Annotated in this window: 8 protein-coding genes; 1 reads left to right on the top strand and 7 read right to left on the bottom strand. The window is 37.0% G+C overall.

Features of this window, described 5'->3' with window-relative positions; all coding sequences use genetic code 11:
* Positions 1-2667 (bottom strand): YfhO family protein, encoded by a 2667-nt coding sequence (locus IEW44_RS03130; protein WP_188613569.1) that lies wholly within the window; start codon positions 2665-2667, stop codon positions 1-3.
* Between the two features lie 276 nt (positions 2668-2943).
* Here IEW44_RS03130 and IEW44_RS16070 point away from each other — a divergent pair, with 276 nt between their 5' ends.
* Positions 2944-3846 carry a methyl-accepting chemotaxis protein gene (locus IEW44_RS16070; RefSeq protein WP_308421625.1) on the top strand — a complete coding sequence of 301 codons (903 nt, stop codon included), beginning with the start codon at positions 2944-2946 and terminating at the stop codon, positions 3844-3846.
* Between the two features lie 85 nt (positions 3847-3931).
* Here IEW44_RS16070 and IEW44_RS03120 read toward each other — a convergent pair whose 3' ends face one another.
* The 6 genes from IEW44_RS03120 to IEW44_RS03095 all read right to left on the bottom strand — a co-directional run bounded on the left by IEW44_RS03120 (position 3932) and on the right by IEW44_RS03095 (position 13638).
* Positions 3932-5668 (bottom strand): ABC transporter ATP-binding protein, encoded by a 1737-nt coding sequence (locus IEW44_RS03120; RefSeq protein WP_188613568.1) that lies wholly within the window; start codon positions 5666-5668, stop codon positions 3932-3934.
* Positions 5668-7407, bottom strand: coding sequence for an ABC transporter ATP-binding protein (locus tag IEW44_RS03115; protein WP_188613567.1), 1740 nt, complete (start codon positions 7405-7407; stop codon positions 5668-5670). The genes IEW44_RS03120 and IEW44_RS03115 overlap by 1 nt, the downstream gene beginning before the upstream one ends.
* 580 nt (positions 7408-7987) lie before the next feature.
* Positions 7988-9673: a methyl-accepting chemotaxis protein gene (locus IEW44_RS03110; protein WP_188613566.1), complete on the bottom strand. Its 1686-nt coding sequence runs from the start codon at positions 9671-9673 to the stop codon at positions 7988-7990.
* A 210-nt stretch (positions 9674-9883) separates the two neighbouring features.
* Positions 9884-10867, bottom strand: coding sequence for a diaminopimelate dehydrogenase (locus IEW44_RS03105; RefSeq protein WP_188613565.1), 984 nt, complete (start codon positions 10865-10867; stop codon positions 9884-9886).
* Positions 10868-11005: 138 nt separating this feature from the next.
* Positions 11006-12667, bottom strand: a complete 1662-nt coding sequence (locus tag IEW44_RS03100) for a methyl-accepting chemotaxis protein (protein WP_188613564.1) — start codon at positions 12665-12667, stop codon at positions 11006-11008.
* Positions 12667-13638, bottom strand: coding sequence for a BMP family lipoprotein (locus tag IEW44_RS03095; RefSeq protein ID WP_188613563.1), 972 nt, complete (start codon positions 13636-13638; stop codon positions 12667-12669). The genes IEW44_RS03100 and IEW44_RS03095 overlap by 1 nt, the downstream gene beginning before the upstream one ends.
* Between the last annotated feature and the right edge of the window lie 8 nt (positions 13639-13646).

Here is a 13646-nt window from a genome sequence, read left to right as displayed (position 1 = left end):
TTACTCCCCTCCTTTAACACGCTGCATTTTACGGCGATAAAGTGGTAATACATAATGAAGTAATAACAACAATAAACCAATCACTGTTATGCCTAAACTCTCAATGAAGTACGGCGTTTGATACGCTAAAGTAATGGTATGTTTTCCTGCTGTGATTGGTAACCCCATAAATGTAAAGTCTACCTCATGTAACGGTACTTCTTGCCCATCTATTGTGGCCATCCAGCCCTTACTATATGGAATACTTAACAATACTACACCTTTAGCTGGTACTTCAATCACACCTGATAATGTGTGGGGTGTTGTAGTAATTTGTGTGAGTGGATACTTTTTCAGTTGCTCAACTTGTGTTACGTAATGACTATAATTAAGGAAATCAATACGCACCTCTGTAATTGTGTAAGTACCTTCTGTTAATTGTACGTCAATATAATCTGTTTTATGTTGCCAACCTAAATTAAAGTGAAACTGCTCTTTCGGATAATTCCATACATTGTATTTCCCTAAGTAAGTCATCTTTTTATCTAACATTTGCATCGTAAACCCGCTATCATCTCGCTTATTGATTGTGAGTGCAACATGCACCTCACCTTGCTGTTCTTTTGGCTTTTGAAAAGGGATCCGAATAGAGCCATTATTATGCATAACAAATGTATTACCTTGTTGCGTGCCATTTACTACTGTGACACCTGCCAAACCTTGTTTTAACGTTGTAGCTTGTAAATCTTGTAAGTCTATATGAGAGCGTTGTTGTTGCAAGCTTTTATCTGCGTCCTTCACAATGAAACTTTGTAACAACAATTCATCTTGTTGTGCACTTGTCAGTGGTGCAACTTGACTCTCTGTTACATACGCTGTATTAGGAAACCATACTCCTAAAGGTAAAGCATATTGATTCTCCCATAACTCCCATTCCTTATTAGCGTACACCTGTTCATAGCCATATGGCTTATGACGCGCATTAGGTTGTACTACTGTAAAGCGATTGCCTAATAACGTCTCCAAAAACAACCGCTCATCATAATTGTTATACACACTCACTGTACCTGGTTGTAAGGTTTTGGATTGCTCTTTAAAAAAATGATGAACATTGTTAGGGATTAAACTATTATACGCAGCACTCGAAGGATAACCATAATACATGCTCATGTTTACTTCTGTACTTGGATCATCCCAAATTGTCCGTTCCATCCCAGTACGACGTTGATTAATTTGTGAGACGATATCCAAGGCTAGCTCATTTGTAAAACCTGGCTTTGTAAAAAATGCTTCTGCCGCTTTCTTTTGATCTTGCTGAGGCCCAAGTAATGCGGTGAATGTAGCATGATATTGCACCATTCCCGTCATTATTACGATAAGGATAATACTTATCGTCGCCCCTCTGTATAGCCATACTTTTTGAGTCATAGCTAGTAACAATAAGATGACAGTGATAATAGCAAATCCTATTAACATACTATCTGTTGCCTCAGTTTCGCGTCCCTGCAACGACCATGTACGTTGCCCGCTCCAATACACTATGCTAAGTAATATTACACTAAGCCAGACAATCGTGCGCCGCTTCATCTTGATAACGTCATCAAAACTATATGCCGCTAAATAAGTGAAGCCAAATAATAACATATAAAACCAACGACGTTGCATAGCTGAAAAGCCGTTCATCATAGAATATACATATGGGGAAACAAGCAATAGTAATAAGGTAACGAGCCATAATTTTTTAGGCAAATATTGACGATTTGGCAAGCCAAACATGGCAAGTAATAATACACCTGCAATCATGGCAATCCCTATTACACCTGTCTCCTGATACGATAAAAAGAACCATCTCGGTATTCGTGCATATGTATCATCTTTAAAAAATAAAGACAACTCATACTCTGCTCCTATACGTCCACTTTGCAAAAATTGATACACTGTAGGGAAAAAGCCAACAGCTGCAATCATTACACTAAGCATATAATAACCACTTGTAGTTAATACATACTGTAAAAAACCTTTCACTGACTTTGTAAAACGAGGTTCATCAAAGAATTTATATATGGCATAGATCATTAAAAAAATAGTTGTCATATACGCAAAATAAAAGTTAGAAAATAGAACTATAGCTAAGGTAATAACAAAGGCATAAGGTTTATTCGACTTTATGTAATGTTCAAACCCTAAAATAACAAGTGGTAATAACATAAAACTTTCCATCATAAAATCAAAAATAACAGCATAATTTGCTAAAAAGGCACTACCACCATACAGCACACTTCCAAGAAAAGCAGCCAAATAACTCCGCTCTTTATAACGTAATAATGTAAACATGATATACATACCAAATGTAACTTGTAACATTAATGTAGGCAGTGTTAATGCTAAAATAGCATCAACTGTAGGCGTATCAAATAATAAACTTGCTATAAATGAAATAGATGTTGTGTAATAATAACCGAATTGCCCATACACATCGCCACCTAAGCCATATACCCATGACCAAAATAAACCGCCATCCTCGACTAGCTGGCGAATAAGATGTTTAAAATATAAAAATTGCCCTGTGGCATCTGTACCACGCATTGTAGCTGGTGCACCTGAGCGAATAAAATAATAAAAGAACAATGCACTAATCCCGTACAATACTAAGATAATACCGCTCTGTTGTAACCCTTTTTTTAACATGTTTTACTCCTTAATTAACCAATATCATATATTATTGTAACGAATTCACTATAGTGATACAACCTCGCATCCTAATGCTTGTCTTCAAACGATATGACTTGAGATAAAATGAATGGTTAGTTGTCATATTATTTTACTAAATGAAAAGACACTAAATCTTTAATACTAGTGTTGTTTGTATGTATAATATGAATTGATTACTATTACCTAATTCATACTATATTATTGTAGTTGCAATACGCCATGACGAATTAGTGTGATTTGGAGGATACTATTGTGACTTTACAGGAGCAAAATTTAAATGCCTTTGTCGTACAAGCTTTAGATAAAAATATGGCGATTATTTTATTTGATGACACGCGTCACGTGCAATATGTAAGCCCATCCTTCGCTGCAGCTGTTCATTATACACCGCAACAAATGGTTGGTATGGCACACCGTGAACTTTGTTTTGATCATTTTGTTAATCGACCGGAATACGAACACTTTTGGCGCAATTTATTAGCTGGGCACAAATACGAGGACAAAATTGAACGTAAGGACCGCTATGGCAACAGCGTGTGGTTAGAGGCTAACTATATGCCCATTTTCAACGAAAAAAGACGAGTTACTCACATTTTAAAGATTGCCTTTAACATTACAGAACGCCAAACAAAAATACGTACTGTAACTGATCACTTGCATCAGATGGCAGAAAACTTGAACTACCTTTCAACAAATGGGATTATGAGTAGTCGCCACTTAGCTGCTGGTATTGAAGAAGTGGCGACTATCTCTACAACAAACGCTACTATTATTACATCCCTTGAAAAGCGTACACAAGATATTCAACAAGTGGTACAAACCATTCGTGAAATTGCCGCGCAAACCAATTTGCTTGCACTAAATGCTGCAATTGAAGCCGCGCGTGCAGGTGAGCATGGGCGTGGGTTTACTGTAGTTGCTAATGAAGTACGCAAATTGTCAGAACGTGTAGAACAATCCATTGTGGAAGTACGTTCGAATGTAAATGCCATCACGAAAGAAATTGACGAAATGTCTAGTGGGGTGCACGCTATTCATAACACTGTATCTGCCAATTCTTCGCAAATACAAACAACATTAGATGATTTTGATGCTATGACAGCTGCTGCCCATTCGCTTGAAAAGGAAGCCAAAAACTTCCGCCAATGGATTTAACGTTGATCACTTTATTCACGAGGCCATAAAAGCTATGCAAAAATGAGTTCGGCATAATGCCGAACTCATTTTATATTGTAATTATTTATTCGCCTGCTTGTAACTCATACATTTCTGCATAACGCCCACCTAAAGCTAATAATTCTTCATGTGAACCACTTTCGGCAATTTCACCTGCATCTAAAACTAAAATTTTATCTGCTGATTTAATTGTTGACAAACGATGTGCAATAACAAAAGTTGTACGTCCTGCTTTTAATACATCCATTGCATGTTGAATCATTTCCTCTGTTTCTGTATCAATATTAGAAGTAGCTTCGTCTAATATTAAAATTGCAGGGTCAAAAGCTAATGCCCTTGCAAATGAAATTAATTGACGTTGTCCTGCTGATAACGTATTTCCTTTCTCAATAACAGGCTCATCGATACCTTGAGGTAAATTACGCAACACACGTTCGCCACCTACCGCTTGTAAAGCTCGTTCTACTTTATCTCGCGTAATAGCAGGATCATTTAAACTTACATTTGAAGCAATAGTACCTGTGAATAAATAAGGATCTTGCAGCACAATACCCATATGTTCACGAATGGCTTGTCGCGAATGATTAGCAAGTGGCTCGCCATCAATTGTAATTTGACCTTTAGACACATCATAAAAGCGGAATAATAAATTCATAATCGAACTTTTACCAGAACCTGTATGACCGACTAATGCAATTGTTTCACCTTTTTTAGCTTCAAAATCAATATCTTTTAAGACATACTCTTCTTCTTTGTATGCAAACCAAACGTGTTCAAAACGCACATTACCTTCATAACGCGTTATTTTTTTATCATCAACAGGTTCACCCTTTTGATCGAGTAAAGAAAAGACACGTTCTGAAGCAACATTTGCACGTTCTAAATGCGACAGTTGATTAACAATATTCGTAACAGGGCTAAAAATACGCGTAATATAATCAACAAAAGCATAGAGTAAACCAATAGATACACCGAAGTCTGGCCCTAAAGATTGCGTACCAAAATATACGATAAACGTTAATAGCGCTACAGATTGCAACGTCTCTACTAAGTTAAACGAAGTCGCAGCATCCAATACGAGTAATTTATTTTGATAACGGTAATGTTCATCATTTGTTTTTTCAAACTCTTCTTGCATTTGCTTTTCACGACCAAATGCTTGAATAATCGGCATACCTTGAATGGACTCATTAATACGAGCATTCATATCACTCACTTTACTGCGAATGACATGATTGTATTTTGACGCAATGCGACGATACAATACCATCCACAATAAAATAATTGGCACTAATGCTAAAGCAATTAAGGCCATGCGCCACTCTAAAATAAAGAGCGCAATATAAATCCCTAAAATCATCATAATACTTGATGCAAAGTTAGATAGCACTGTAACAAATAAATTGCGAATCGCCTCTGTATCATTCGTAATGCGCGATACAACTTTACCAGCAGGTAAGTTATCAAAATAGCGAATTGGTAATGTTTGTACATGTTCATAAACATCATTACGCATTTTTTGAATAATACGATTAGCACCATTATTTAATAAGATAGCTTGAATATAACGGAATATAGCAGCGATAATGGCCAATCCTAAAAATACAGCTAATAAAAGAACAAGCGCTTTTACATTAATACCTGTTGTGTCTGCTGTTGCGATATGGTCATCAATAATGCGCTTTGCAATAAAAGGACCGGATACATCTGCTGCAACAGCTATCATTAATAGAAACAGACCAAGTAAGAGTGGTTTTTTATACAATTTAGCATAGCCAAATAATCGTTCTCTTGTACGCATTATTCCACCCCCTCAATTTGTTGGCGGTCGTACTGTTCTTTGTACCAGCCTTTTTCTTGTAGTAATTGTTCATGTGTACCTTCTTCTGTTACATAGCCATCTTCTAACACAATAATATGATCCGCATGTTGCACAGCAGAGAGACGGTGCGTCACAATTAATGTGGTTTTATCTGCGCGGACTTGACGTATATTAGCAATAATACGCGCTTCTGTTTTAGCATCTACTGCGGATAAAGAATCATCTAAAATTAAGATCTCTGGGTCACGAATCAGGGCACGTGCAATAGAAATACGCTGTTTTTGTCCACCTGATAAGGCGACTCCTTTTTCACCAACAAGCGTTTGAATGCCTTCTGGCAAACGCTTTAAATCTTTATCAAAATCTGCCATGCGAATGGCTTCTTGTAACTGTTGTTCTGTGGCATCTGGTTTGCCAAACAAAATATTTTCGCGAACAGTACGTGAGAATAATACATGTGATTGTGGCACATAACCAATCCAATCGCGCACTTGTGCCTTTGTTTGCGCCTCGATGGAAGCTTGCCCAAGTTGCAGCTCTCCATCACCTTTTGGATATTCACGCAATAATTGCTTAATAAATGTTGTTTTACCACTACCTGTTTTACCTACAATACCTAATGTTTCACCACGTCTAATATGCACATTAATATCTTGCAGATTAGCGCTATGGGATTGTGGATACTGGAATTTCAAACCTTTAAATTGAATTTCATCAGGTCGTTCCAAAATAGTAGCATCAATAGGGTCAACTACCGCTTCCTTAGCCTCCAATGTTTCTTGTACACGGTCTAAAGAGGCATTCCCCATTTGCATAACATTAATTAATTCGCCAATGGCAAACATCGGCCACACAATCATGCCAAGATACACATTAAACATCACGAGACCACCAACAGTCATTTCACCATTAGCTACTAAAAATGCACCATAACCTAAACCAATCATATAGCTTAATGTTGTGACGATTTTTGTTAATGGGTTGAACAGTGCCTCCACACGCTTAACACGCATGTTTTTTTGATAGACATCTTCTGTCATCGTAGCAAATTGTTCTTCCATTTCTCGTTCTTGTACATACGCTCGCACCACTCGCACACCTTCAACAGCTTCTAAAACGCCATCGTTTAAATCACCGAATGACTTTTGTGCTTTCATATAGCGCTCATGTATTAATTTACCTAATATTTTCATAGCTATTGCTAAAAGAGGTAATGGCAGAACGGCTGCCAATGTTAATTTCCATGAAACCATGACACACATCGTCACGATTATCGTTAATAAATATAATGTGGAATCGGCTAATGTTAAAATACCGAAACCTGCTGTCTCAGCCACTGCTGATAAATCATTTGTTGCACGAGCCATTAAGTCACCTGTACGGTTTTTCTCGTAAAATGTAGGCGTCATGTGCAAAAATTTGCGCATTAAATGCGAACGAAATTGACGTTCTAACTCATTTGCTCCACTAAATAAATAATATTGCCAACCAAAGCTAGCGATATAAGACAAAATAATCGTTACAGCGAGATAAATGACTTGCTCCATTAAAAATGAAGTTGTCATATTATTTTGATGAATGGCATCAATTGTTTTACCTACAAGTAGCGGTGGGATAATAGCTAATAAGTTAGCAACACATAATAAAAAAATTGCTACCGTATATTTTTTCCATTGTTCTTTAAAAAACCATTGTAATTTTCCTAATACTGAAAACATATAAAACTCCCTTTTCTATTATAAAATTGCTAGTCGGGGTCCATCGACTCCTTTATAATTTTTTTGTTTTGTTCAAGTAACTTTTTCATAATCCTCTCTCCCTCATTTCGATTACATTTACTAAAAATGACAACAAAAAAGCACATACTCTTTTGAGCATGTGCTAAAAGGGCAGACATATACCACATCTATCCCTATTTTATTGTAGTCATTGGTAAGAGATAATGGGTGTTATGAAATTGTTGCTCATGATGACCTACTGTTCTGATTTTCATAGTCCTTACCTCCTCACGTTATAGTAGTAATGCTTCTATAGATTAACATGACATAAATTGAATTGTCAATTAATTTTTTATTATAGCAATATTCTTATCTCATTATGTCCTATATTTTTATCGCAAACGATTAGCCTTTTAACCACTACTCTATTAAACAAGACGTTGAGATAACTATGTAAAAGTGCGAAGCCTTTGCCGATTCACATAATTGATAACGCTAATTCCACCAATCGTAAGGCATCTTGATATTTTTAAATAAAAAAGGTTATCCAACTTGCGGAATAACCTTTTTCATATCTACGTTAAAATGTAAAACGATTAATTAAATTTTGTAACTCTTGTGCCTGTTCTGCCATATGATGTGAAGCATCATCAATTTGTTTGATTGCTTCTAATTGTTCCTCTGTTGCTGCTGCAACATGTGTAATATTGTCAGAAATAGTGGTAGAAATTTGTGCCACTGCTTCAGTTGATGAGGTGATTTCTTCTACACCTGCTGACATTTGTTCAGTAACAGCTGATACTTCATGGACTTGCGTATTCACTTCATCAATAGCACCTTTAATTTTCACAAAGCCTTGTTGGGTAGCATTAACCACTTGAATACCTGCTGCTGTTTCTTTTGTATTGCCTTCCATAGCTGTCATAACACGCTGGGTATCCTGTTGAATGGTCCCAATTAATAAAGCAATTTGATCTGCCGATTGTTTAGACTGCTCTGCTAAAATACGCACTTCATTTGCCACTACAGCAAAGCCTTTACCTTGTTCACCTGCTCTTGCTGCTTCAATCGCAGCATTTAAAGCTAATAAATTTGTTTGATCTGCAATACCAGTAATGACAGAAACAATATGACCAATCTCATTTGATTGATCTGCTAATTTTCCAATGGCATGCGATACTGCATCAGATGAGATGTTAATCGCATCCATTTGTTGAATAACACGTTGGAGTGCCTCATTACCTTCTTCTGCTTCATCGCTTGTTTGTTTAGTAGCATCTGCAATACTTGCGGTTGTTTCCGCTACTTGTTGTACACCAATCGCCATTTCTTGTAGAGCTGTCACACTTTCTGTAATACTTGTTACTGTCTGCTCAGAACCATCATCTACTTGATGCATCGTATCATTGATTTGTGTTGTTGCGCCTGCCGTTTCAGCTGCAGTTTCTGACAATTGTCTAGATGTAGCCGTTACAGATTGCGCGGTTGTATGAATTTGTTGCATCATTTGCTTTAATGTAGTTAACATATTGTTAAAAGACTGTGCAACTTGCCCAATTTCATCTTTTGATGTAATAGAAATGGTTTTTGTTAAGTCGCCTTCACCTTTAGCAATCGTATCAATCTGTTTTACTAAACGTCGCAGTGGTTTAACCATACGTGCTGTCAATAGCGAGCTCACCACAAATGCTATAAGTAAAACGACTGCTACAATTAAAGCTAAGCGCGTAATAAAACTCCATAATACTGTTTGTATTTCATCAATAATCTCCCCTACAAACCACATCCCAATAATTTCGCCTTTTGCATTTTTAATGGGTGTATATAAAGTTAAATACTTAGTGCCAACGACATCCGCTTCACCAATATATGTCTCTCCTTTTTCCATCACCGCTTCAATAACAATAGGGTCTGCATCTTTTCCAGTTAGACGCTTACCATCAAGTTCTAGTGTCGTGATTAAGCCCTTGGTATCTTGAAAGACCGTTACGCCACCATCCATCATTTGTCCAAGCTCATCAATCAGCGGTACTTGCTCTTCAATGCGTGTATCCCCCTTATACAACGCACCTTCTTTTATCTGCCAGTCACCTTTGACTCTCTCATCAAATAAGTTGTAACTTAAGGCAGATAATTTTTCTACATTTTTTTCATAATTTTCGTACATTAAATTCGTTGATTGAAAATAAATGACAATACCAATTACTATGGTAACTAATAAAATAAAAGCCATAACTAACGAATTAAATTTTGCACGCAAAGACATATGTATGCATCCTCTCCAGAAGTGAATTATCTAGGTTATTTTGCCTATACTTTTAATGTATATCATATAACAATGGTATTCAATACCATGGAAAATTGTTTACAACATAGACACAAAAAAGGCGCAATTTAGCACAAATTAGTGTTAAATCACGCCTTTTTATTATAATTATTACATAAATTTAAAGCTCACTTAACATCACTATCTCACTTACAATAAACGCTTACGCAAGGTTGCTGGGTCGTCTTGTGATAATAAACCAAATGGCACATCTAATACCGTGCGGGCACCGCGTTCACCATTATGAGATAAGCGATACGCTGCTCGTGCATATGCTACTAACACACTTGACGTAAAGGCAGGGTTACTTTCTAGCTTTAGTGAGAACTCCATAATTTGCTTATGCTGTTGTGCACTCTCTCCACTACGAATCACAAAACCACCATGTGGCATTCCACTATGCTCGGCTGTAAAGGTTGCTTCGTCAATAAAATGTACAGTTGTCTCGTACTCGTCAAAATAATTTGGCATCGTAACAATCGTTTGTTCAATTGCTTGTTGGTCAGCACCATCTTCTACAACGACATAACAGACCCTAGCATGTTTTTCACGTGTAGTTAATGAGGGATTTTCACCACTACGCACTCGATTAACCGCCTCTTCTAGCGGAAGTGTGTATTGTACAGCCTGTTTAACCCCTTCAATGCGACGAACAGCATCGGAATGCCCTTGGCTTAAACCATCGCCCCAAAATGTATACGTCTCCCCTTGTGGAAGGACACACTCACCTAATAAACGATTTAACGAAAACAGACCTGGGTCCCACCCTACAGAAATCAACGCGATGTTCCCACCACGTAATGCTGCTTGATCTACTTCTTGGAAAAATGCAGGAATTTTAGCATGTGTATCAAAACTATCCACCGTCGTAAAATGTTCTGCTAATGCGGGTACTTGTTCTGGTAAATCTGTAGCTGACCCCCCACATAATAACATCACATCAATCTCATCTTTAAACTGTAAAACATCATCAAGATGACATACTTGTGCTTCAGCCGTTGCAATTTTCACTTCTGATGGATTGCGACGTGTAAACACAGCTACTAACACCATATCATCATTTTGTGTAATAGCTTGTTCTGCACCTTTCCCCAAATTCCCGTAACCTACAATCCCAACTTTTATTTTGCTCATAGACTAACCTCCATTGCGAAATGTATGTTCTATTCTACCATAAAATTCTTAATTATTTGACGGTTTAGCTCGGCTTTTTCAGAACATTTTTAATAAAACGTTATCATAACGGCTGAAGTTCAGTCATTTGTCACAAAACTATAAAGTAAATTGGCGTAACTCTTGCTGCAAGGTATGTGTGACTTCTTCTAAAGCTATAATTTTTTCATGTATAGTATGGAAAGCTTGTAGTTGTTCATTAGCAGACGCTGTAATTTCTTCTGTACCTGCCGCATTTTCCTCCGTTATAGCGGAAATATTTGTGATAGCACTCGCCATATCACCGCTCATGCTCTCTGTGCTTTCAATCTCTTTGACAACTTGCTCTAACTCTTTATTCATCTGCATCATCTGAGCAGCAATTTGCTGAAAGGCTGCTTCGGTCGTCATCATAGACTGTGATTGTTCTTGCATCAATTGGTGCCCCTCTTGTACACGCTGTTGTATGAGATTAATACCTGTTTGCATCTGTTGTGCCATCGTCGAAATCAATTGTGTTGCCTTCTCTGTTTCCGTGGAGAGTTTTTTTACTTCATGCGCTACTACTGCAAAACCTTTGCCAGCCTCACCAGCCCGAGCAGCTTCAATCGCTGCATTAATAGCTAAAAGGTTAGTTTGATTAGCAATTGTATAAACAACTGTCGTTGCTTCTTGAATAGTCGTAGTAAGTGACATAAAGTCTGTCACGGCTGTTTTAATATCATCTGATGTTGCTGTAATTGTTGTTGTTAAGTTTGATTGTTGCTGTAAAGATGTTTGCCCTTCATTCACCACTTCCAAAGTGGTTTGACTTGTGGTGGTAACATGTTCACTAATCTCACGCACCTCTGTAAACTCATCGTTTACATGATGAATCAAAGTAGCTGTCTTTTGTGTTTCTTCAGAAATCACCATGCTTCCTTTAGCCAACTGATCTGTAGCTTCTGCGATTTGTACGCTACCTTCTTTTAATGTACGCATATATTGTGTAACTTGACTTGTAAATTGTGATACATTGTTGCCAGTTTGCTCAATCGATTGAATGGTACCTCTTAAAGTATTCATCATAGTCACAAAATTTGTCGCAAGATTATTGATTTCTTTATAACTTCCTGTAGTTAAGGCTTGCATATCATGAGCTATTGTTAAGTCACCCTTGGCAATAGCTTGAGTGGACTGTACCATCGTCTGTAATGGTTTAGCGATTTTTCTAGCTGCCATAAATGAAAAAATCACAGCAATCATAATGAGTAACACACTACCAAAAACAATAAATGTTGTCATAAAGGTAAGTTTGTTTTTAATATCTGTATTAAGTGACTCATACCACTGATTTGTCTCTTGTTTTAATACATGCATATCATTTAATATCCCCATAATACGCAAGGATTGTTTTTTTACTTCTGCCACATCATTTTGTTGTAAACCATCTGTAGCTGCACTCACTAACACTTCATACTTATCTGCAATTTTCCGAATGATAACTTGATGCTCTTCAACTTTTGCTAGTGGCTCTAATGCCGTTAAACTTCCTTGTGTCAATGCGATATTGTCTAATGCTTCTTTTTTATTCGCCTCAGACGCTAAATAAGTATAATGGTTCAAAGATTGGCTTGTGACAATTAAATCTTGTTCTAAATCTTTAATCATCATTAACAAGTTTGTATCGTCTTGTGCCGTTGTTTGTACGTTAAACGTTTGATACACCATAAATGCTAACATAGCGACTGCTAACATAACGGGCAGTAATGTATTAATAAAAATTTTACTTTGTAACCTCATCACTGCACCTCCTCTTTTACAATCAACTCACCCTTTATTATGGCTTCTTTTGCCTTATCTAAAGTCCGTTGATATTGCTTTGGCGCAGAAATTACGCGCAGAGGTGCTAAACCTACACCTGCTTCTTTTAAACCTAATTCATAGTGTTGCTGTTGTTCTTGATTGTGTAATAGATCATTAACGACTTGATAGATCGCTTGGTCAACATTTTTCAACATGGAGGTTACAACAGCCTTTTCTGCAATAAAAAATTGATCTGTGTCAACACCTGCAGCATACACGCCTTTTTTCTCTGCTGCTTGTAATGCACCAAAACCTGAAAAACCTGCAGCATGATAAATAAAATCTGCACCTTGATCCATATGTTGAAGAGCAATTTGTTCACCTAATTTAGCATTATTGAAATCATTAGCATACTCACGTTTAATCGCGATATCTTTGTCAATATAGCGAGCTCCTTGTATGTACCCTGCTTCAAAATGTTGAATAACAGGTGTTACTTCCCCACCTATAAAACTAATCTGCTTATTTGTAGAAGTTAATGCCGCAAGCATACCAATTAAAAAACTAGCTTCGTGTTCTTTAAAGGTAATTGATATGATGTTTGAAGCATCTGCTTGCCCGTCAACGAGTATAAAAGTTTCTTGTGGATACTTTTCGGCTACTTTTGTTAACGCCTTCTGTGCACTAAAACCTAATCCAATAATTGCATCATATTGCTCTGTTACTAATTGTTCTAACTGCTGTTCATAATTACCGTCTATTACTTCTTTATAATCGAATAAGATGCCTAATTCATCTCTCGCTTTTGTTAAACCATTAAAAGCCAAGTCATTAAATGATTCATCGCCTAGACCTGCATCAGAAAGTACAATCCCAACCCGATAAGGTCTCGTTTCCTCCTCTGCCTTTGTACTACACCCTGCCAATAAAACAATAAGACCTATGACAATCCAGCCCATATGTTTCATAGTGACAC

The sequence above is a fragment of the Lysinibacillus alkalisoli genome (assembly GCF_014643595.1).
GTDB classification, from domain to species: Bacteria; Bacillota; Bacilli; order Bacillales_A; family Planococcaceae; genus Metalysinibacillus; species Metalysinibacillus alkalisoli.
The sequence above is the reverse complement of the archived record's forward strand: the minus strand, read 5'-3'. Positions and strand labels throughout refer to the sequence as shown.